The following is a 20,792-nucleotide window of genomic DNA, read 5'->3' as shown; positions in this document are numbered from 1 at the left end:
AAGGCCGGGACGACGAGTTGAGTTTGCGGCGCTAACCCGCCTCGATCTCCACCACGATCTTCCCTGTCGTGACCTGCTCGCCCTCCGTGACGTCGATCGCCACGACGACACCGCCGATGCTGGCCTTGTGGACGTGCTCCATCTTCATCGCTTCCAGCGTCATCACGGGCTGGCCGGCGATGACGCGGTCGCCCGGCTTCACCAGCACGGCGACGACGCGGCCGTTCATGGCGGCGCGAACCTTGCCGTCGCCGCCGTTGGTTGCGGCGGCCTTTGGCGCGGCGAGAGTGAGATCCGTCACGGCGAGCGGGATGCCGCGGTGCTGGAGGTACAGTCGGTCGCCGTCGCGCAGGAATGTTGTGGTGTCCATCACACCATCGTGGCGGAAGCGAATGGCGTCGGTATCGAGCTGATCGATCTCGAACCTATCCTGGCGGCCGTCAGCGGCAACCGTATAGCTGCCATCACGCTCGCGCGTGACTTCGAGCTCATACGCTTGGCCGGCGATCTCGATCCTGGCCGGCAGCGGAAATGTCGCTGCGAGGCTTCGCCCCGTACGCCATGACGGCGCGTGCGGATTGGTGACGTAAAGCAGGAGCCCGGCGAGCGCCGCCGCGAATGCGCTGTTCTTGCCCGGCGCCAGCAATTCGTCGCGATGCGCGCCGATGAAAGCCGTGGTCGCCTCGCCCCGGGCAAAGCCGGGATGGCGCAGGCAGGACATCAGGAAGGCCTGGTTGGTGGTCACGCCGAAGGCCGTGAGCTGCTCAAGGGCGCAGATCAGCCGGCTGCGCGCCTCTTCACGCGTGGCGCCATGGCCGATGACCTTGGCAATCATGGAATCATAGAACGGCGGAATCTCCGAGCCCGATTGCAGCGCATGCTCGACGCGCACGCCGTCCGGCACCTGCCAGCGCGCCATGCGGCCGGATTGCGGCATGAAGTCGTGCGCGGCGTCCTCGGAGCACAGCCGCACCTCGATGGCGTGGCCTGAGAACCTGATGTCCTGCTGCTTGACCGGCAGCGGTTCGCCGCGCGCCACGCGCAGTTGCAGTTCGACGAGATCGAGCCCGGTGATCGCTTCCGTCACGGGATGCTCGACCTGGAGGCGCGTGTTCATCTCCATGAAGTAGAATTCGCCGCTTCTATCGAGCAGGAATTCCAGCGTGCCGGCGCCTTCGTAGCGCAGCGCCTTCACTGCGGCGACCGCGACCTCGCCCATTTTCGCGCGCAGCTCGGGCGTGACGGCAGGCGACGGCGCCTCTTCGATCAGTTTCTGGTGCCGCCGCTGCACCGAGCAGTCGCGCTCGCCGAGATGGATCGCGTTGCCGTGCGCATCGCCAAACACCTGGATCTCGATATGCCGCGGATTCTGGATCGCGCGCTCGAGGATGACCGTGGGATCGCCGAACGCCGCCTTCGCCTCCGACCGCGCGCTGCGCAGCGCGTCGGGAAACGACGCGGCATCGGTCACGAGCCGCATGCCGCGGCCGCCGCCACCGGCGACCGCCTTGATCATCACGGGAAAGCCGATCTTCATGGCTTCCGCAAGCATCACCTCGTCGCCCAGGTCGGCACCCTGATAGCCGGGCACGATAGGCACGCCGGCCTTCCGCATGATCTCCTTGGCGCCGGCCTTGTTGCCCATCGCTTCGATCGCCTGCGGCGACGGGCCGATGAAGACGAGGCCGGCATCCTTGCAGGCCCGCGCGAAATCCTCGTTCTCGGCGAGGAAGCCATAGCCGGGATGCACGGCATCCGCGCCGCTCGCCTTCGCCGCGGCAATGATCGAGGGGATGTTGAGATAGGACTGCGCCGGCAAGGCTTCACCGATGCGCACGGCCTGGTCGGCCTGCCGCACATGAAGAGCATCGCGATCTACGTCCGAATAGACCGCTACGACGCCGAGGCCGAGACGGCGCGCACTGCGCATCACCCGCAGCGCGATCTCGCCGCGGTTCGCGATCAGGACCTTGAAGAACGGCCGGTGCAGCACTGATCCGTTCCTCATGGGCGGGCCACCGAAAATTGCATGCGCTGGGGCGTGCGTGCGTCACCCTCGCGGCAGATCGCCAGCACTTCGGACAGGACCGCGCGGGTGTCGCGCGGGTCGATCACGCCGTCGTCGAGCACGAGCGCGCTGGTCGAGAACACGTCCATCTGGCCGTCGAACACACCAACGATCTGCGCCTTCATGGCATCCAGCTTGTCCTGCTCGATCGGCTTGCCACGCCGTGCAGCGGCGGCCTCGGTCACGATCGCCATGGTCTCGGCGGCCTGCTCGCCGCCCATCACCGCGGTCTTGGCATTAGGCCAGGAGAAGCAGAAGCGCGGATGGAAACCGCGACCGCACATGCCGTAATTGCCGGCGCCGAACGAGGCGCCGCAATAGATGGTGATCTGCGGCACGGTCGCTGAGGTGACCGCTTGGATCATCTTCGAGCCGTGCTTGATCATGCCGGCCTCTTCATAGGCCTTGCCGACCATGTAGCCGGTGGTGTTGTTGAGATAGAGCAGCGGCGTGCGGGTCTGGCAGCACGCCTGGATGAAATGCGTTGCCTTGTTGGCGCCGGCCGGATCGAGCGGGCCGTTATTGGTGATGATGCCGATCGCCTGTCCCTCGATGCGGGCATGGCCGCAGACGGTGGCCGGGCCGTAATTCGGCGCCATCTCGGTGAAGTCGGAATCGTCGATGATGCGCGCGATCACCTGCTTCATGTCGACCGGGCGCTTGTGGTCCATCGGCATGATGCCGAGCAGCTCGTCCTGGTCGTAACGCGGCGGCTTGAATTGCGCCACCGCCCTGCCCGGCCGCTCCCATTCCAGCGCCGCCATGATCTCGCGAGCGATGCGCAAGGCGTCGCGATCGTCCTCGGCGAGATAGTCGCCGAGACCGGAGATCTGGGTATGCATCTCGGCGCCGCCGAGCTCTTCCTCAGTCGCGATCTCGCCGGTCGCGGCTTTCAGGAGCGGGGGACCTGCCAGGAAGGCGCGGGTGCGGCCTCGGACCATGACAATGTAGTCGGAGAGGCCGGTCTGGTAGGCGCCGCCTGCAGTGGACGAGCCGTGCGTGACGGTGACGACCGGCAGGCCCGCGGCCGAGAGCCGTGCGAGGTTGCGAAAGATGTTGCCGCCGCGGACGAAATCCTCGACCCGGTAGCGTAACAGATTGGCACCGGCGCTTTCGACGAGCTGCACGTAAGGCAGCTTGTTCTCCAGCGCGAGCTCCTGCACCCGCAGCGTCTTGTCGAGGCCATAGGGCTGGAGCGCGCCGGCATCGATGCCGGCGTCATTGGCGCTGACCATGCAGCGGACGCCCGAGACGAAGCCGATGCCGGCGATGACGCCGCCGCCGGGCACGCTCTTGTTCGGATCCGGCACGTCGAACATGTAACCGGCGAGCGTCGACAGCTCGATGAAGGGCGCGCCGGGATCGAGCACCAGCGCGACGCGCTCGCGCGGCAACAGCTGGCCGCGCTTGTGGAAGCGATCCTTCGCGGCGGCGGACGCAGCACGCGTGCGCTCTTCCAGCGCGCGCATCCGGTCGATCAGCGCCAGCATGCCGTCGCGGTTGCCGTGGTAGGCCGCGCCGCCGGGGGAGATGGTGTTTTCGAGAATGGACATCAATTCTCCTGCTCGTCATTCCGGGGCGCGCGACGCGCGAGCCCGGAATCCATACTCCCGATCGTGGTTATGGATTCCGGGCCTGGCCCTTCGGGCCATCCCCATTGCGCAATTGCGCAATGTGGAACGACGGAGTTTGTGACTACCTATTCGTCCCAAAGATCTTCCGCGCCTCGGCCGGGCTCGCGATCTCGCGGCCTACACGCCGCGCGCAGGCGACGACTGCCTCGATGAGCTGCCCGTTCGACGTGACCTTCTTGCCGTCGGCGAGGTAGAAGGTGTCCTCAAGGCCGGTGCGCAAATGGCCGCCGAGCTCGGCGCAGCGCTGATGCAGCGGCCAGATTTCTTCGCGGCCAATCGCCGTGACCTGCCAATGCGCCTCGGGACGCTTCAGCTTGAGCAGGATCGGCAGCAGCTCGGGATCCGACGGCATGCCGGAGGCGACGCCCATGACGAAGTTGTATTCGAGCGGGCCCTTGTACATGCCGACTTGGGTGTACATGCCGACGCAGCGGACGATGCCGACGTCAAAACATTCGAACTCGGGGATGGTGCCGACCGCGTTCATGACGTCGAGATAGTCCTTCACCTTCTCGACCGCGTTGTCGAACATCATCGGCGGCCAGGCCCAGGTGTTGTCAGCCTTGACCTTCAGATAGTTCAGCGAGCCGGCGTTGCAGGCGGCGATCTCGGGCCTGGTCTCGCGGATGCAATCGAGGGCGCCGCTGTAGTTCGGCCCCGAGACGCCCGAGGTGTGGTTGATGATGACGCCGGGGCAGGCTTCGCGGATCGCCTGCTGAATCTCCTTGCTGACGCTGACCTCCCAGGACGGCAGGTGGCCCTTGTTCAGCGCTTGCTGGCGCAGGTGGATGTGCATGATGCTGGCGCCGGCATCGAACGCGGCCTTGGCCTCGCGCGCCATCTGCTCCGGCGTGACCGGAACGTTGTGCTGCTTGGGGTCGGTGAGCACGCCGTTCAGCGCGCAGGTGATGACGGCCTTGTCGCTCATGCCTCGGATGTCTCGCAGGGTGAGAATTCAACGCTTGCGATCATGTGACGCACGACATGCGGCTTCTTGCGCGGAGAAGCTAGAAAAAACGGCCCTGCCGTAGGGTGGGTTAGCCGAAGGTGTAACCCACCACTGTCTATCTCCACGGAAACCAAAGAGGTGGGTTACGCTTCGCTAACCCATCCTACGAAAGACGATCTCAGCTCGCCTCCGCGAGCCGCACCGTCTCACTGCTGCGATAGATCGCAAGATCCCGCGAGCCGACGAAGATCGCACGCGGCTTCAGCCCATAGAAGCGACGGATCGAGTGGCTGAAATGGGTGCTGTCGGGATAGCCGATGTCCTGCGCGAGATGCGCGAGGTTGAGGTCCTGATTGGCGAAGTGCAGCAGATGCCGCGCACGCTTCCAGGCACGGAAGGAGCGGAAGGAGATGCCGGTCTCTTCCTTGAACAGATGCAGGAAGCGCGAGGCCGAGAGGCCTGCTTCCGCGGCGCAGGTATCCGCCGTCACCGGCTCGCCGGAGAAGCGCTCGATGCGCGCGACGGCGCGCGTCACGCGCGGGTCGAGCACCCGGCGCGGCAATGCCTCGCCAAAGCACATCTCGTCGAATTCCGCGGTGGTGATGTCGCCATAGCGGCGCTGGCGCAGCAGCGCATAGGCCGCGAGGATCTTGCGGGCGTAGGCCGCCCTGTCCGGCCCGGTGAGACGCTCGGCCAGCGCCTCGATCACGCCGTCCGGCATGCTTTCCGGCTCGAGCGTCACGCTGATCGCGGTGCGATAGTCGCTGGCAATGGAATGCCGCTGGTTCGGCAGGGTGACGAACAGCTCGCCGGTGGCAAGGGCGTCGTCGATCGTCAGATGCAGGTTACCCTTGACCGCCACATAGACATGGCAGCAACCGGGCGTCCGCTTGCGCGGGCGGCCGAGCAGGCCGGCATAGAATACCCGCTCGGGCGTGATCAGCATCAGATGGTCGGATTCGCGACCCTTGTCTTCCATTGGCGGTCCTCCTCGCGCGGCTCTCTGGCCGCTGCGGACGGAGGTCACCTTAGCGGAAATTTGGGCGCTGTCACGACGGGATAGCGCTGTCATGAGGCGCGAATCGATGTCATTCCGGGACGGTCAGGAGCCGTGTCTGGAACTCTGGCAACATCGTCGTCCTGGACAAGCGAAGCGCAGATCCAGGACCCATTACCCCAAGGAGCAGTTTGGCGAAGACTCGTGGTCGCCAGCCTCGCGCCGCAACTCCTCCCTGGGGTAATGGGTCCTGGTTTTCGCCAGGACGACGACTTGGTTACGCCTTCACCCGCTGCGCAACGTTTTGCTCAACTCCGGCCTTCTGCTCCGCCGCGACCGCGCGCTTGAACCCGTCCCGTTGCTGCAGACGCGCCCAATAGGCCGCGACATTTGGCCCGAAATCCTCGGCGAGACCGATGTTGTTGGCGAGCCGCAGCGCGTAGCCGATCACGATATCGGCGGCGGTGAAGCGGCCGGCGCACAGGGTTTCGGCATTCGCGGTTGCTGCCTCAACGGCACGCAGCCGCCCCAGGAACCACTTTGCGTAATCGCCGGCGACCTGCGGATTGCGACGCTCTTCGGGCTCGAGCTGGGTGTATCGGAGCACCAGCGTCTGCGGGAAGGTTAACGTGGCGTCGCTGAAATACATCCAGTTCAGGAAGGCGCCATAGGCGGGATCTTCCGGCCCGACCATCAGCAGCGTAGGCCCGTATGTGACGCCGAGATAGTGGCAGATGCCGGAGGACTCGGTCATCCGCGTTTCGCCGTCGATCATGAACGGTATCGTGCCGAGCGGATTGATGCCGAGATAATCCTTGGCGAAGACCCGCGGCGGGAATGGCAGCATCTTCAGCTCATAGGGCAGTCCCATCTCCTCCAGCATCCAGAGCGGACGGAACGAGCGGGCGGCGTCGCAGTGATAGAGCATGATCATCAGGCATTTCCCCTACAGCATGATCCGGACCCGAAGGGCCGCGTTAGCGCAAAGTGTGCAGCGGTTTTCCCTCGCGACAAACGCGGAACGCGTTTGCGCGGAGATCATGCTCAAACAATAAACTAAAGCGCGATGACGATTCATCCCAACCTCATTGCGCTTTAGTGCTGCCGGGCAGCGTGCCCATCATCTTGCACAGGACCATCAGCATGACCTCGTCGGCGCCACCGCCGATCGAGGTCAGGCGGCTGTCGCGATAGGCGCGGCTGACCGGCGTCTCGTTGGTAAAGCCCATTCCGCCCCAATATTGCAAGCACGCGTCGGTGAGCTCGCGCCCGAGCCGGCCGGCCTTCAGCTTGGCCATGGTCGCAAGCCTGGTCACGTCCTCGCCGGCCACCAGCGCCTCGCCGGCGCGATAGATCAGCGCGCGCAACAGCTCGACCTCGGTCTGCATCTCCGCGAGCTTGAAGTGCACGACCTGGTTGTCGAGGATGCTCTGACCGAAGGCCTTGCGGTTGCGGGTGTATTCGATGGTCTGATCGATGATGTACTCATGCGCCTTGAGGCAGGCCGCCGCGCCCCAGAGCCGCTCCTCCTGGAACTGGATCATCTGGTAGGTGAAGCCCCTGCCCTCCTCGCCGATCCGGTTGCGCTTGGGCACGCGGACATTGTCGAAGAATATCTGGGCGGTGTCGGATGAGCGCATGCCCATCTTGTCGAGCTTGCGCGCCACCGTGACGCCCTCGCTCCTCATTGGCACGCAGATCAGCGACTTGTTGCGGTGAACGGGTCCATCGCTGGTGTTGGCGAGCAGGCAGATCCAGTCGGCCTGGGTGCCGTTGGTGATCCACATCTTGCCGCCGTTGATGACGTAGTCGTCGCCATCGGAGCGCGCATTGGTCCTGATCGAGGCGACATCCGAGCCCGCACCGGGCTCGGAGACGCCGATGCAGGCGACATAGTCGCCCACGATCGAGGGGCTGAGAAATTCCTGCCGCACTTCGTCGGAGCCGAACCGCGCCAGCGCCGGCGTCGCCATGTCGGTCTGCACCCCGATCGCCATCGGCACGCCGCCGCAGGTGATGGCCCCTAACTCCTCCGCCATCATCAGCGCGTAGGAGTAGTCGAGGCCGGAGCCGCCGAACTCGACCGGCTTGTTCAGCCCGAGGAAGCCGAGGCTGCCCATCTTCTTGAACAGCTCGTGCGCCGGAAAGATGTCGGCCTTCTCCCATTCATCGACATGAGGGTTGATCTCGTTGGCGATGAATTTCTGCAAGGGGCGGCGGATATCGTCGTGGTCGGCGGTGAACAGCATCGTCTCTCTCGAGCTCCAATCATCCTGTCATTCCGGGGCATCGCGAAGCGATGAGCCCGGAATCCATTCCTCTACAGTCTCTGCCGCCCGATGGATTCCGGGCTCGCGCTGCGCGCGCCCCGGAATGACAGAAAATCACAACCCCATCTGCCTGCTCGCGAGATCCTTCATGATCTCCTCGGTGCCACCGCCGATGGCGTTGACCTTGACCTCGCGGTAGATGCGTTCAGCCTTGATGCCGCGCATGAAGCCGGCACCGCCGAAGATCTGCACGGCTTCCGAGGCGCAGAACGCCATGGTCTGCGTCGCCTGATTCTTCATCATGCAGATTTCCGCGACCGGGCTCTCGCCCTGCTCGAGCCGCCAGGCCAGCATCTCCAGCATCGCCTGGGACGCCGCGACCTTCTGCGCCATGTCGACGATCTTGTGGCGGATCACCTGGTGCTGGGCGAGCGGCTTGCCGAACGTCTTGCGCTCCTTGGCATAGGCAATCGCCTCATCGACGCAGACCCGCGCGAAGGCGGTGCAGCTCGCCGCCATGCCCATGCGCTCGCTGTTGAAGTTCTGCATGATGATCTTGAAGCCCTGGCCCTCCTCGCCGATCAAATTCTCGGCCGGTACACGGCAGTCGTCGAAATGCAGCGCCGCGGTGTCGGAGGCCCACCAGCCCATCTTCTTGAGCTTTGTGCGTGACAACCCGGGCGTAGTCCCATCGATCAGGAGCAGGCTGACGCCGCCGGCGCCCTCGCCGCCGGTGCGCACTGCAACGGTCAGATAGTCGGCGCGTACGCCCGAGGTGATAAAGGTCTTCTCGCCGCTCACGACGTAGTGATCACCGTCGCGCCGTGCCTTGGTGCGCAGGTTCGCGACATCGGAGCCGCCGCTCGGCTCGGTGATCGCGAGCGCGGAAATCTTCTCGCCGGCGAGCACTTGCGGCAGCACTCTTGCCTTGATCTCCGGCTTCGCTGCACGCGCGATCGGCGGCGAGCCGATGGAGTGGCTCATCAGGCTGGCGCTGACGCCGCCGGCGCCGGCACGCGCCAGCTCCTGGCTGGCCACGATCTTCATGAACTGGTCGGCGGGGATACCGCCATATTCCTCGGGGAATCCGAGCCCCAGCAGCCCGATCTCGGCCGCCCTGCGATAGAGCGCGCGCGGGAATTCGCCGGCCTCGTCCCATTCATGGGCGTACGGCTCGATCTCCTTCTCGACGAAGCGACGCATCACGTCGCGGAAGGCATCATGCTCGGCGGTATAGAACGGGCTCTTCATTGCGCTTTCGCCTCGCTGACGGCGATTCTTCGCATCCACCATGGCCGGAACATCGGAGGCTCACTTGCGCGGAGTGGCTGGCCCGAGAGAGCCACACCGATCAGGCTATCACCTAGCAACTCAACGCAAGACAGTTTTCCCCCCTCGCGGACCAACTCAGAGGCAAAAAAAGACGTCATGCACAAAACTCCGGCTGGCCTCCCAGGGCCATGCCGGGCATGTTGCACGGCAACGAAAATACAGGCGGCACAAGACCGCCGAGGGAGGGACTATTGGCCGTTCGTTACTACGACTGGATTGCCCATCATGCCCGCCGCACGCCGGGCAAGATCGCGGTCATCGACCTCGCGAGCGAGCGCCGCATCACCTATTCGCAGCTCGACGCGCGTATATCGCGTCTCGCCTCATTCCTGCGTGACACGCTGAAGGTCTCGCGCGGCGACCGTGTCGCGGTGCTGGCGCTGAACACGACGGACACGCTCGAAGTCCAGTTCGCCTGCGGGCGGCTCGGCGCCATCTTCGTGCCGCTCAACACCCGCCTCACCGTCCCCGAGCTCCAGTTCATCGTCGGCGACTGCGCGCCGAAGGTGATGATCCACGACGACGATCTCGCCGATGCCGCGCTTGCGGTGGCGAAGCTCTGCGGCGTTGCGTCAAGCCTGCTGCTTGGCGCGGGCGGCTCCTATGAGGCCGGCATCGCCGCCGCAAGACCGCTCGAGGCAATCGAGGAGGTCACGCTCGATGACGTTTCGACCATCATGTACACGTCCGGCACCACGGGTCATCCGAAGGGCGCGACCATCACCCACGGCATGACCTTTTGGAATTGCGTCAATCTCGGCGGTCCCGCCTGCATTGGGCCGTCCTCGGTGCTGCTCACCGTGCTGCCGCTGTTCCACACCGGCGGGCTCAACTGCTACACCAACCCGGTGCTGCATGCCGGCGGCACGGTGATGATCATGCGCGCGTTCGATCCCGGCGTCGCGCTCGGCCTGATCAACGATCCCGCGCAGGGCATCAACGTCTTCTTCGGCGTGCCCGCGATCTACCAGTTCATGGCGCAGCATCCGGCTTTCGCGACCACCGATCTCGGCCGGCTGATCGTCGGCGGTGTCGGCGGCGCGCCGATGCCGGTGCCGCTCTTGAAGGTCTGGGAGGCGCGCGGCGTCGCGCTGCAGCAGGGCTATGGCATGACCGAGACCTCGCCGGCCGTGCTGGTGCTCGATCGCGAGGATGCGGCGCGGAAGGCGGGCTCCGCCGGCAAACCAGTGCTGCACACGGAGGTACGCATCGTGCGCCCCGACGGCAGCGACGCCGATGTCGGCGAACTCGGCGAGCTCTGGGTCAGGGGACCGAACATCACGCCGGGCTACTGGAACAGGCCGGAGGCCAACAGATCCTCCTTCACCGACGGCTGGCTGCACACCGGCGATGCCACCCGCGTCGACGAGGAGGGCTTCTACTACATCGTCGACCGCTGGAAGGACATGTACATTTCCGGCGGCGAGAACGTCTATCCGGCCGAAGTCGAGAACGTCCTGCACCAGCTCGCAGCGATCGCCGAAGCCGCCGTGATCGGCATTCCCGACGCGCAATGGGGCGAGGTCGGCCTCGCCATCGTCGCGGTCAAGCCGGGCGAGAGGCTCACCGAAGCCGACGTCCTCGCGCACTGCTCGGCAAACCTCGCGCGCTTCAAATGCCCGCGCCAGGTACACTTCGTGGCCGCGCTGCCGCGCAACGCCACGGGCAAGATCCACAAGCCGACCTTGCGCAACGAATTCTCCGTGGCCTCCGAAACCGACAAGGTCAAGGTCGCCACCGCCTGACGAAAGCGCCCCTTCGCGGGCGCTTTTGCTTTTCTGACGTGCCTGTCTCCACTCCAGAAGAAACTCAAGGAATTTTCATGAACAACAAGAAACTCTCCCTGCTTGCCGCCGCAACGGCCTTGACGTTGCTCAGCGCCCAGAGCGCCTACGCCCAGAAGAAATACGACACCGGCGCCAGCGACACCGAGATCAGGATCGGCAACGTCGAGGCCTATTCCGGCCCCGCTTCCGCCTACGGCATCATCGGCAAGACCGAAGAGGCCTATTTCAAGATGGTCAACGACCAGGGCGGCATCAACGGCCGGAAGATCAACTGGATCTCCTATGACGACGCCTATTCGCCGCCCAAGACGGTGGAGCAGATCCGCAAGCTGATCGAGAGCGACGAGGTTTTTCTGGTGTTCAACGCACTGGGCACGCCGACCCAAACTGCCGTGCAGAAATATCACAACGCCAAGAAGGTGCCGCAGCTGTTTCTCGCCACCGGCGCCAGCAAGTGGAACGATCCGAAAGGCTTCCCATGGACCATGGGTTTCCAGCCGAGCTACCGGGTCGAGGCGCGCGTCTTCGCCAAGTACATCTTGCAGGCGAAGCCCGATGCGAAGGTCGCGATCTTCTATGCCAATGACGATTTCGGCAAGGACTACGTCGCCGGCATCAAGGAGATCTTCGGCGACAAGGCGTCCTCGCTGATCGTCGCGGAAGAGAGCTACGAGACCACCGAGCCCTCGATCGATTCCCACATCGTCAAGCTGAAGGGCACCGGCGCCAACGTCTTCGTCAACATCGCGACGCCGAAATTCGCGGCACAGGCGATCAAGAAGATCGCGGAGCTCGAATGGAAGCCGATGCAGGTGATGACCGACGTCTCGATCTCGATCGGCGCGGTGATGCAGCCCGCGGGCCTGCAAGCCTCCGAAGGCGTGCTGTCGGCGACCTATCTGAAAGATGCATCCGACCCGCAATGGAAGGACGATGAAGGCATGAAGAAGTTCATGGCGTTCATCGATAAATACATGCCGGGCTCCAACGTCTCCGACATCAACCTCGTCTACGGCTACGCCGCCGCGCAGACCATGGTGCAGGTGCTGAAGCAGTGCGGGGACGAATTGACCCGGGACAACGTGATGAAGCAGGCCGCGAGCTTGAAGGACTTTGCGCCCGAGGTTCTGATTCCCGGCATCAAGATCAACACCTCGCCCAACGACTTCGCCCCGATCGAACAGCTCAAGATGATTCAGTTCAAGGGCGGCAAGTGGGATCTGATCGGCGACGTCATCAGCGCCGAGACCGGCGGTTAGCGGTGCCATGAAGAAGGTGTCCTCCCTCTCCCGCTTGCGGGGGAGGGCTGGGGTTAGGGGTCTCGCCGCAATCGAGAGTCCCTATGTGGAAACAGCCCCCACCCGGCGCTTCGCCATAGCCGAGGCTTCGCCTCGGCGTCCCTTAGAGGACGGCCGCCGAAGGCGGCCTATGCCTCCCCCGCAAGCGGGAGAGGTTGAGCGAGCCCGAGGCTCAATCGATTCAACCTAAAACCATTCTGCTCTAGCCGGGCAGGAACAGCGCGAAGGGTTCGTCGACCGTGCGCCGTAGGTGATCCCGATACAGCTTGTAGTTCGCGTGGTCGGGCGCGATCCGGCCGACCGCCGGATCACCGATGTTGCGTGCGGGCACATACGCGATCGGGGCAGCAATCGGCGTCAGTTGCGAACCGGGGCCGGCGCGCAGCGTCGAGATGATGCCGTACATCTCGCCCGCAACCGTCGGCCGCGACACCGTGATCACGCGATGCTGGCCGTGCTTGATGATGACGAGATAGATGAAGCCGGACTGGTGGGGGACCGCGACCTCGCCGGTGTGCTCGTAGGCGGCATCGGTGCGTTCGCCCTCGCGGAAGACGAGCGAGGAGACTTTCGCCTCCCAAAAAATCTCGGTGCGGTAGGCAAAGATCGCGTCCTTGGCGCCGAACGACGGCCGCAGCGTGATGTAGACGTCCTCCAGCCAGGTCACGGCGCGATGCGAATAGGAGCCGAGGCTGTCGGGCGCGACATCGTTGCCGGCCGGAGGCGCGACCACGACGGTGTTCTTGCGCAAGGACACACCCAGCGCCTGCTCCAGCCGCACGGTCGTCGCCAGCGTGAACGGGCGGCGACCGCCAAGCGCTTTCTCCAGCGTCGACAGGCTGAGCTTGGCCTGCTCGGCCAGCGCCTGCCGGGAGATCCGGCGTTTTGCGAGCTCCTCGCGAATCGTCTCCGCGACCTCGCGACTTTGCTCGTCCGAAAGCTGCTTGTCGGAGATTTTATCCTGCATCTGCATCGTTAGCCCTGCTCCATCAGGGCCATCCTAGCAGGGCGGACAAATCAGCACAAAACCGCACAGGGCCGCCTCCGCTGCGGCGTGGCCGGACCGGCCATGGCGGAACATTGCCGATCATTCTGCTCGCGAGTTCGGCCTCTCCCGGTGGAAGGTGGGAGCCAGCAAACATCCTTCGGGAGCAGGTCAAATGGATACCTACGACGCGGACGACAGCCTTGAACATCCCATGCTGGGCAGGCTGATCAAACTCGGACTGTTTCTTCTCGTGCAGGGCATTGCCGTGATCCTGGTCGGCTTCATCGCGCTGCTCGTGAGCTTCGAGCCGGGCTGGTCGGCGACGACGGAGCAGGCGAGCCTGCTCCAGCCCGGCGACGCCCGCTCCGGCACCCTGCTCCTGAAGGACGACGGCGCCTATACCGAAGCGATCCGCCTCGGCATCGATGTCGACATCACGGTGTCGGGCCCGAGCTTGCGTGCCCGCGTCACGCAGGTCTTCCGCAATCCGACCGAGGACTGGGTGGAGGCGACCTACGTCTATCCGCTCGCCACCAACGGCGCCGTCGATACGCTGAAGATGGTGGTCGGCGACCGCATCATCGTCGGCGACATCAAGGAGCGGCAGCAGGCGCGCGTGATCTACGAGCAGGCGCGCCGGGCCGGCCAGAAGGCCGCGCTCACCGAGCAGGAGCGGCCCAACATCTTCACCAACTCGGTCGCCAATATCGGTCCCGGCGAGACCGTGCTGGTGCAGATCGAATATCAGGAGCCGGTGCATCAATCCGGCAACGAATATTCGTTGCGCGTGCCGCTGGTGGTCGGGCCGCGCTACAATCCGGCGCCGATCACGCAGAGCGTCGACTTCCGGCCCGACGGTTCCGGCTGGGGCACGACCACGTCCGATCCGGTGCCGGACCGCGACCGCATCTCGCCGGCCGTGCTGGACCCGGCCAAGAACCCGCCGGTCAACCCGACCAGCATCACGGTGCGCCTGAAGGCCGGCTTTGCGCTGGGCGAAGTGAAGAGCCACTACCATAACGTCAAGATCGAGAGCCCGGACAACGCGACGCATGTCGTCACGCTCGCCGATGGCGCCGTGCCCGCGGACCGCGATTTCGAGCTGACCTGGAAGCCGGCCGCCGAAAAAGCTCCGTCGGTCGGGCTGTTCCGCGAGCATGTCGGCGACGCTGACTACCTGCTCGCCTTCGTTACGCCACCCACGATCGACCAGGCCGCGCAGAAGCCGTTGACGCGCGAAGTGGTGTTCGTGATCGACAATTCGGGCTCGATGGGCGGCACGTCGATCATTCAGGCCAAGGCGAGCCTCACCTACGCGCTCTCTCGTCTCCAGCCGACCGATCGTTTCAACGTCATTCGTTTCGACGACACCATGGACGTGCTGTTTCCGACTTCGGTCCCGGCCGACGCGGCGCATGTCGGTGAGGCGACCTCGTTCGTGAGCGCGTTGCAGGCGCGCGGCGGCACGGAGATGGTGCCGGCGATGCGGGCGGCGCTGACCGACAAGCTCGGCGAGACCAACATGGTTCGCCAGGTCGTGTTCCTCACTGACGGCGCGATCGGCAACGAGCAGCAATTGTTCGAAACGATCACGGCGATGCGCGGCCGCTCACGCATCTTCATGGTCGGCATCGGGTCCGCGCCCAACACCTATCTGATGACACGCGCCGCCGAGCTCGGCCGCGGCGCCTTCACACAAATCGGCTCTGTCGAGCAGGTCGAGGAGCGCATGCGCGGTCTGTTCGCCAAGCTGGAAAATCCGGCCGTGACCGGCCTCACCGCAAAATTCTCCGACGCCAAGGCCGACATCACGCCGGCGATCATTCCTGACGTCTATCGTGACGAGCCGCTGGTGCTGGCGGCGAAGCTCGACAAGCTCGCTGGCTCGCTGGAGATCAAGGGCCGTGTCGGCGACCGTCCATGGTCGGTGACGCTGCCGCTGCGCAACGCCGCCGAGGGCAAGGGCCTGTCGAAGCTGTGGGCCAAGCGCAAGATCGGCGACGCCGAGGTTGCGCGTACCATGCGGGAAATGTCGCCGGAGGACGCCGACAAGGCGATCCTGGCGCTGGCGCTCGATCATCAGATCGTCACGCGACTGACCAGTCTCGTCGCGGTCGACAAGACGCCGAGCCGCCCCATGGGCGAGCCGCTCAAGCTCAGCGAGCTGCCGATCAACCTGCCGGCCGGCTGGGATTTCCAAAAGGTCTTTGGCGAGCGGCCGCAGGTCCCGACGCAACTGCGCGAACGACGTGCCGATGCGAACGGTCAGCCGGCTGCGAGGCGGCCGACGCCTGCCGCGCCCGACACGATCCGCCTGCCCAAGACCGCAACCTCGGCCGAGCTCAAGATCATCGCAGGCCTGATCCTGATCCTGCTCGGCCTCGTCCTGTTCGTGTTCAACCGGCGTCAGCCCTTGCTCACTGACGCCGCTTGAGAGAGGGGCCCCCGACTCCTCTTCTTCAGCGCGCGCGGCTGCCCGTTCCCACCCAACGGCCGCGCGCGCCTTTTTTCTTCACCGTCATTCCGGGTTCGCCCTTCGGGCGCCCCGGAATGACGGATACTGAGAGAGATTCATGCCCCGCCTGATCTCGCCGCTCGTTCTTGCCATCATCGGCGTCTTGCTATTCGGCGACGGCGCTTACATCCACGCCAAGGCGTGGCTTGCGCAGGTGCTGCTGGAACGCGCGTTCGACACGAGCGTTGCGACCGGCCAACCGGTCAAGCCGTGGTCGTGGGCCGACACCTGGCCGGTCGCGCGGATCGAGGTGAAGCGGATCGGCACCAGCGCCATCGTGCTGGCAGGCTCAAGCGGGCAGGCACTCGCCTTCGGACCCGGCCATGTCGAGCAAACGGTCGATGCCGGTCAGCGCGGCGTTGCCGTCTATGCCGCGCATCGCGACACGCATTTCCGCTTCCTGCGGAATGTCGCCATCGGCGACGTGATCGAAATTACGCGCAGCGACGGCAAACACTTTCGCTATCGCGCGGACTCCTCGGATGTCGTTCGTTTCGACAATTCGGGCATCGATCCCGCAACACAGGATTTTGAACTGGTGCTAACCACCTGTTGGCCGTTCGACGCTGTCACATCCGGACCGGATCGTTACATCCTGCATGCCACCTTGATCGGCGCCGACGGATAGGTTTGTCATCCCTGCCGTCCCGTGGGATGCTGCCGGTCAAAATCGTCTGCGATCGGATCCGACCATGCATGGCGAAGTTCAGTACCTTCCGATCACACCGGGATTGTTCTCCATCCTGGTGCTGCTGTTCGCCGGGCTGATTATCCTGATTCAGCTCCGCATCCTGCGTTACGCCTATATGCGGCTCGGGGTCGGCCCAGGCGTTGCGCTGCTCCTGCTGTTCGGCTCGCTCGTTGGCAGCTATTTCAACATTCCAATCACGGTGCTGCCGGCCAAGGTGGTGCGCTCGGGCGAGATCGTCGATTTCTTCGGCATGCGCTATGTGGTGCCGCTGGTGACGCAATGGCCGGGCACCGTGCTCGCGGTCAATGTCGGCGGCGCGGTCATCCCGACGTTGATGTCGACCTATCTGGTGCTGAGATATCAGCTCTGGCTGAAGGCGACGATCGCGACCATCGCCATCGCGACGATCATGCACATGACCGCGACGCCGGTGCCGGGTGTCGGCATTGCCGTTCCCGTCTTCGCGCCCGTCGTCGCCACGGCGATTTTGGCGTTCCTGCTGTCGCGCGACTATGCGGCGCCACTTGCCTATATCGGCGGCTCGATGGGGACCTTGATCGGGGCTGACCTGCTCAATCTCGACAAGGTCGGCGGCCTCGGCGCGCCCGTTGCGTCGATCGGCGGCGCCGGGACATTCGATGGCATCTTCCTCACGGGGATCCTGGCCGTGCTGCTCGCCGGCCTTGCCTCACCGCCACGGCCGCGCGAGGTCTGGTAACGCATCGAACAACTTGGCACTGCAAGTTCGAGAACGCGTCGCGTGAGAAGAGCGATTGCTGGAGCACGGCGTTGACGCTCACTGCTGCGCCGCCGGATCGTTCGCACTTTCGCCAAAAGTCCGGTGATGCTAGCGTTCTCACGTGAAGTCCCGCCCATTCCGTCTGGCGGCATTGTGCCTATCACCATTGCCTCGCCAGAGCTCGCCATAGAACAGAACGACGCGCTGCAACAAAAACAAGAAGTGAGGATTGCGCCATGGAAGCTCATGTGTCTGCCGCGTCCGTTCCGCCGCGCCCATGGTCTCCGCCACCCGACGCCAGCGACATCGTCAAGGGCATTCATGCCATGCTGCACCCGCACAACATCGTGCTGGTGGGCGCGACCGACAAGCCCGGCAATTATGCCGAGCGCATCTGGAACAATCTCGTCAAATACGGCTTCGAGGGCGGGCTCTATCCCGTCAACGCCAAGCGCGAAACCATCTGGGGCGTTCCCTGCTACAAGGATTTCGCGAGCCTTCCCGAAAAGCCCGATCACGTGCTGGTGCTGGTGCCCGCGCGCTTCGCGGTGCAGGTGATCCGCGACGCCGCCGCGGCCGGTGCGCGTTCCGCCACCATCGTCACCTCGGGCTTCAGCGAGTTGCAGGATGAGGAGAGCCAGAAGCTCGCGGCCGAATTGCAAGCGGCCGTGCGCGAGACCGGCCTTGCCGTCACCGGCCCGAACTGCCTCGGCAACTTGAGCGCCGGCGAAAAGCTCTTCACCAATATCGACGACCGCATCGTCACCATGGAACAGGGCGCGGTGGCGATCGCCGGGCAGTCCGGCGCGATCGTCATGGCGATCCGCCAGGCCTTGGAAGATCGCGGCGTCGGGGTCGGCTACATGGTGACGACCGGCAACGAGGCCGGGCTCGAGACGCCGGACCTGATGCGCTATTTCGCCGAAGATCCCAGCATCAAGGTGATCGTCGTCTATCTCGAAGGCGTCCGCAACACCAAGGCGTTCCGCGATGCCTGCAAGGCGGCGCGTGCCGCAAGCAAGCCGGTGATCGCGCTCAAGCTCGGCGCCTCCGAGGGCGGCCGCGCGGCGGCGATGGCGCATACCGGCGCGCTCGCAGGCTCGATCGAGACGTTCGACGCGATTGCGACCCGCGAGGGCGCGATCCGTGTCGGCGGCCTCGACGAGCTGATCGAGACCACCGAATGCTTTGTCCACGCCGCGGTGCCCAAGAGTGACCGTCTTGCCGCGGTCACGCTGTCCGGCGGCAAGCGCGGGATGCTGATCGACGCCTTCTATGCCGCAGGCCTGAACTTTGCGCCGTTGAGCCCGCATGTCAGCGGCGAGCTGGCAAAGATGCTCGGGCCGGGCTCGATCGTGGGCAACCCGCTCGACGCCGGCTTTGCCGCAGTGGTCGATCCCTCCGTCTACATGAAGTCGATCAAGCTGATGATCGACGATCCCGACATCGATATCGTCATCATCGATTCCGAGCTGCCGAAGGCACCGCATGAGGTGCGCGAGCGCAACCTGCGCATCGTCAACGAGATGGCGAGCCGGGCCGCCAAGCCCGTGATCTATGTCAGCGCGATGTCGATCGGCTTCACCGAATTCACCAAGGGTTTGCGCAAATCGCTGCCGCATCTCACGGTCATGCAGGGCATGGACCGCGCCGTGGCCGCGATCAAATCGCTGCTCGACTATGCCAGGCTGCGCAAGGAAGTGCCTGACATCCTCTCGAGCGCGAAGCCCGCCGCGCGCGCCGTGCTGGAGAAGACGCTGAAATCGGCGACCGGTGCCGCGCTCGACGAGGTCGCTTCCAAGAAGCTCCTGAAGGCCTATGGCATCCCGATCTCGAAGGAAGCGATCGCGCAGACGGCGGCGGAGGCCGTGAAGATCGCCAGGCAGATCGGCTTTCCGGTCGTGGCCAAGGTCGTCAGCGCCGAGATCCTGCACAAGTCCGATATTGGCGGCGTGGTTCTGAACCTCAACAGCGCAGCCGAGGTGAAGAAGGCGTTCGCCGACATCACCGCGCGGGTGAAGAAGCTGAAGGGCAAGCCCAAGCTCGATGGCATCCTGATCGCACAGCAGGTCAAGGCCGATCTCGAGCTCGTGGTCGGTGCGTCCTTGGACGCGGAGATGGGGCCGGTCGTGCTGTTCGGCACCGGCGGCATCGACATCGAGCTGATGAAGGACGTGGCACTCGCCGGCGCACCACTGGACGCCGCCGAGGCAAAGCTCCTGATCGGCCGCACCAAGGCCGGCATCAAGATGCGCGGCTATCGCGGCAAGCCGAAGTTAGATGAGGCCTCAGCCGTGAAGGCGCTAGTCGGCCTTTCCAACCTGATCGCGGATGCCGGCGACCGGATCGCGTCGATCGATATCAATCCGTTCCTGATCAACGCCAGGACCGGTGTCGCGGTCGATGCGCTCATCGTCCTGAACAACGCCGCGGCAAAGCGCGCCGCCGGGCATTGAAGTCGCGTAGGGCGGATTAGCGCAGCGTAACCCGCCAGTTTACGCCTGCGGAAGGAGACANGGTTACGCTTCGCTAACCCGCCCTACCTAACATTGCGACCAGGGCGCCATTCGAAATCCTTCCAACTCACCCGCTTTGGCCGTAGAATCGGGCTGCATGGCACGCGCGAGCAATCTGGTGATCGGAACGGCGACGCTGGCGGTGATCGCCGTGGCGTTCGGCAGCCTGCTCGGCGTGCAGAAGTGGCGCACCATCCAAAGCCGCAGCCAGTTGCGCGTCGTGTTCGAAGGCGGCTCCGCGAGCGGCCTGCGCCGCGGCGGTCCGGTCAATTTCGACGGCGTGCCCGCGGGTCATATCCTCTCGATCGAGCTGGACAGCCCCCGCCGTATCGTGGCCCTCGTGATGCTCGACAACGGCGCGCCGATCCGCCAGGACACCGTGGCCGGCATCGAGTTCCAGGGCCTCACCGGCATTGCCGCGATCTCGCTGATCGGCGGCGCTCCCTCCGCGCCGCCGGTGCCGCTGGATTCAGACGGCATTCCGGTGCTGACCGCCGATCTCAGCGATGCCGAATCCATCGTCGAGACCCTGCACAATGTCGACCGCATGATCGTCAGCAACTCCGCGGCGATCAAGGACGGCCTGCGCACGTTCGAAGACTACACCGCCGATCTCAAGGGCAAGGGCGACGAGATCGACGCTGTCATGGCCAAGGTCGACAGCGCCTTTGCGGGCTTCGACAATGCCGTCACGAAGATCGAGGGCGTGGTCCCCGGCTTCGTCGACGGCAAGGCCGACGAGCTGTTCGAAAAGGTGAAGGGGCTGCGCGAGCTCGCCGATACCATGAAGAAGAAGTCGGCAAGCTTCATCGAGGACGGGCGCAAGACGCTGCTCGACATCAGCGAGACCGCCAACAAGATGAGCGGCAAGTTCGATCCGCAGGGCACGCCTGCCCCGCGCCCGCCACGCAGGCCGCCGCAACAGAAGCAGTGAAGGTTCTCCTTATCCTCCCTCCATCTATCGGCGCATTCGTCAGTGAAGGCTGGTACGCGCATCAGCCTTCACTG

15 protein-coding genes are annotated in these 20,792 nt (G+C 64.7%); 7 read left to right on the top strand and 8 right to left on the bottom strand.

Annotated features, from left to right (window positions below):
* Positions 1 to 31 precede the first annotated feature (31 nt).
* The 7 genes from AYJ54_RS36450 to AYJ54_RS36420 all read right to left on the bottom strand — a co-directional run bounded on the left by AYJ54_RS36450 (position 32) and on the right by AYJ54_RS36420 (position 9,169).
* Entirely contained in the window at positions 32 to 2,008 is a 1,977-nt protein-coding gene (locus tag AYJ54_RS36450; protein WP_063706912.1) for an acetyl-CoA carboxylase biotin carboxylase subunit, read from the bottom strand.
* Entirely contained in the window at positions 2,005 to 3,621 is a 1,617-nt protein-coding gene (locus tag AYJ54_RS36445) for an acyl-CoA carboxylase subunit beta (RefSeq protein ID WP_063706910.1), read from the bottom strand. The genes AYJ54_RS36450 and AYJ54_RS36445 overlap by 4 nt, the downstream gene beginning before the upstream one ends.
* A gap of 142 nt (positions 3,622 to 3,763) precedes the next feature.
* Positions 3,764 to 4,630: a beta-keto acid cleavage family enzyme gene (locus tag AYJ54_RS36440; protein WP_063706908.1), complete on the bottom strand. Its 867-nt coding sequence runs from the start codon at positions 4,628 to 4,630 to the stop codon at positions 3,764 to 3,766.
* Positions 4,631 to 4,829: 199 nt separating this feature from the next.
* Positions 4,830 to 5,630: a helix-turn-helix domain-containing protein gene (locus AYJ54_RS36435; RefSeq protein WP_063706906.1), complete on the bottom strand. Its 801-nt coding sequence runs from the start codon at positions 5,628 to 5,630 to the stop codon at positions 4,830 to 4,832.
* Between the two features lie 295 nt (positions 5,631 to 5,925).
* Positions 5,926 to 6,582 (bottom strand): glutathione S-transferase family protein, encoded by a 657-nt coding sequence (locus tag AYJ54_RS36430; RefSeq protein WP_063706904.1) that lies wholly within the window; start codon positions 6,580 to 6,582, stop codon positions 5,926 to 5,928.
* 151 nt (positions 6,583 to 6,733) lie between these two features.
* Positions 6,734 to 7,897 carry an acyl-CoA dehydrogenase family protein gene (locus tag AYJ54_RS36425; protein ID WP_063706902.1) on the bottom strand — a complete coding sequence of 388 codons (1,164 nt, stop codon included), beginning with the start codon at positions 7,895 to 7,897 and terminating at the stop codon, positions 6,734 to 6,736.
* Between the two features lie 135 nt (positions 7,898 to 8,032).
* A complete protein-coding gene (locus AYJ54_RS36420; RefSeq protein WP_063706948.1) occupies positions 8,033 to 9,169 on the bottom strand; it encodes an acyl-CoA dehydrogenase family protein in 1,137 nt (378 codons plus the stop codon).
* A 272-nt stretch (positions 9,170 to 9,441) separates the two neighbouring features.
* On the opposite strand from AYJ54_RS36420, the gene AYJ54_RS36415 reads away from it, so the two are divergent.
* Together AYJ54_RS36415 and AYJ54_RS36410 are read left to right on the top strand one after the other, a co-directional pair.
* Positions 9,442 to 10,995: an acyl-CoA synthetase gene (locus AYJ54_RS36415; protein WP_063706946.1), complete on the top strand. Its 1,554-nt coding sequence runs from the start codon at positions 9,442 to 9,444 to the stop codon at positions 10,993 to 10,995.
* 77 nt (positions 10,996 to 11,072) lie between these two features.
* Positions 11,073 to 12,296: an ABC transporter substrate-binding protein gene (locus AYJ54_RS36410; RefSeq protein ID WP_063706900.1), complete on the top strand. Its 1,224-nt coding sequence runs from the start codon at positions 11,073 to 11,075 to the stop codon at positions 12,294 to 12,296.
* Between the two features lie 241 nt (positions 12,297 to 12,537).
* Here the strand turns inward: AYJ54_RS36410 and AYJ54_RS36405 are convergent, their stop codons facing one another.
* Entirely contained in the window at positions 12,538 to 13,308 is a 771-nt protein-coding gene (locus AYJ54_RS36405) for a helix-turn-helix domain-containing protein (protein WP_063706898.1), read from the bottom strand.
* Between the two features lie 187 nt (positions 13,309 to 13,495).
* Here AYJ54_RS36405 and AYJ54_RS36400 point away from each other — a divergent pair, with 187 nt between their 5' ends.
* The 5 genes from AYJ54_RS36400 (at position 13,496) to AYJ54_RS36380 (ending at position 20,718) form a co-directional block, all read left to right on the top strand.
* Positions 13,496 to 15,757 carry a marine proteobacterial sortase target protein gene (locus AYJ54_RS36400; protein ID WP_063706896.1) on the top strand — a complete coding sequence of 754 codons (2,262 nt, stop codon included), beginning with the start codon at positions 13,496 to 13,498 and terminating at the stop codon, positions 15,755 to 15,757.
* Positions 15,758 to 15,896: 139 nt separating this feature from the next.
* Complete coding sequence (locus tag AYJ54_RS36395; RefSeq protein WP_063706894.1) at positions 15,897 to 16,466, top strand: class GN sortase; 570 nt, start codon at positions 15,897 to 15,899, stop codon at positions 16,464 to 16,466.
* A 64-nt stretch (positions 16,467 to 16,530) separates the two neighbouring features.
* On the top strand, positions 16,531 to 17,247 hold the full coding sequence (locus tag AYJ54_RS36390) for a DUF1614 domain-containing protein (RefSeq protein ID WP_063706893.1): 717 nt from the start codon (positions 16,531 to 16,533) through the stop codon (positions 17,245 to 17,247).
* A 257-nt stretch (positions 17,248 to 17,504) separates the two neighbouring features.
* Positions 17,505 to 19,724, top strand: coding sequence for an acetate--CoA ligase family protein (locus tag AYJ54_RS36385; protein WP_063706891.1), 2,220 nt, complete (start codon positions 17,505 to 17,507; stop codon positions 19,722 to 19,724).
* Between the two features lie 157 nt (positions 19,725 to 19,881).
* On the top strand, positions 19,882 to 20,718 hold the full coding sequence (locus AYJ54_RS36380; RefSeq protein ID WP_063706889.1) for an MlaD family protein: 837 nt from the start codon (positions 19,882 to 19,884) through the stop codon (positions 20,716 to 20,718).
* Positions 20,719 to 20,792 lie beyond the last annotated feature (74 nt).

Source organism: Bradyrhizobium centrolobii (assembly GCF_001641635.1).
Taxonomy (GTDB): Bacteria; Pseudomonadota; Alphaproteobacteria; order Rhizobiales; family Xanthobacteraceae; genus Bradyrhizobium; species Bradyrhizobium centrolobii.
Note: the sequence above shows the minus strand (reverse complement) of the source record. Positions and strands in the feature narration are given on the sequence as shown.

What these genes read in the sequence shown, in the direction of transcription:
- AYJ54_RS36385 (WP_063706891.1), top strand. Translation starts at nt 17,505, where the DNA reads ATGGAAGCTCATGTGTCTGCCGCGTCCGTTCCGCCGCGCCCATGGTCT.
- AYJ54_RS36405 (WP_063706898.1), bottom strand. Translation starts at nt 13,308, where the DNA reads ATGCAGATGCAGGATAAAATCTCCGACAAGCAGCTTTCGGACGAGCAA.
- AYJ54_RS36435 (WP_063706906.1), bottom strand. Translation starts at nt 5,630, where the DNA reads ATGGAAGACAAGGGTCGCGAATCCGACCATCTGATGCTGATCACGCCC.
- AYJ54_RS36390 (WP_063706893.1), top strand. Translation starts at nt 16,531, where the DNA reads ATGCATGGCGAAGTTCAGTACCTTCCGATCACACCGGGATTGTTCTCC.
- AYJ54_RS36450 (WP_063706912.1), bottom strand. Translation starts at nt 2,008, where the DNA reads ATGAGGAACGGATCAGTGCTGCACCGGCCGTTCTTCAAGGTCCTGATC.
- AYJ54_RS36440 (WP_063706908.1), bottom strand. Translation starts at nt 4,630, where the DNA reads ATGAGCGACAAGGCCGTCATCACCTGCGCGCTGAACGGCGTGCTCACC.
- AYJ54_RS36430 (WP_063706904.1), bottom strand. Translation starts at nt 6,582, where the DNA reads ATGATCATGCTCTATCACTGCGACGCCGCCCGCTCGTTCCGTCCGCTC.
- AYJ54_RS36400 (WP_063706896.1), top strand. Translation starts at nt 13,496, where the DNA reads ATGGATACCTACGACGCGGACGACAGCCTTGAACATCCCATGCTGGGC.
- AYJ54_RS36395 (WP_063706894.1), top strand. Translation starts at nt 15,897, where the DNA reads ATGCCCCGCCTGATCTCGCCGCTCGTTCTTGCCATCATCGGCGTCTTG.
- AYJ54_RS36420 (WP_063706948.1), bottom strand. Translation starts at nt 9,169, where the DNA reads ATGAAGAGCCCGTTCTATACCGCCGAGCATGATGCCTTCCGCGACGTG.
- AYJ54_RS36380 (WP_063706889.1), top strand. Translation starts at nt 19,882, where the DNA reads ATGGCACGCGCGAGCAATCTGGTGATCGGAACGGCGACGCTGGCGGTG.
- AYJ54_RS36445 (WP_063706910.1), bottom strand. Translation starts at nt 3,621, where the DNA reads ATGTCCATTCTCGAAAACACCATCTCCCCCGGCGGCGCGGCCTACCAC.
- AYJ54_RS36425 (WP_063706902.1), bottom strand. Translation starts at nt 7,897, where the DNA reads ATGCTGTTCACCGCCGACCACGACGATATCCGCCGCCCCTTGCAGAAA.
- AYJ54_RS36410 (WP_063706900.1), top strand. Translation starts at nt 11,073, where the DNA reads ATGAACAACAAGAAACTCTCCCTGCTTGCCGCCGCAACGGCCTTGACG.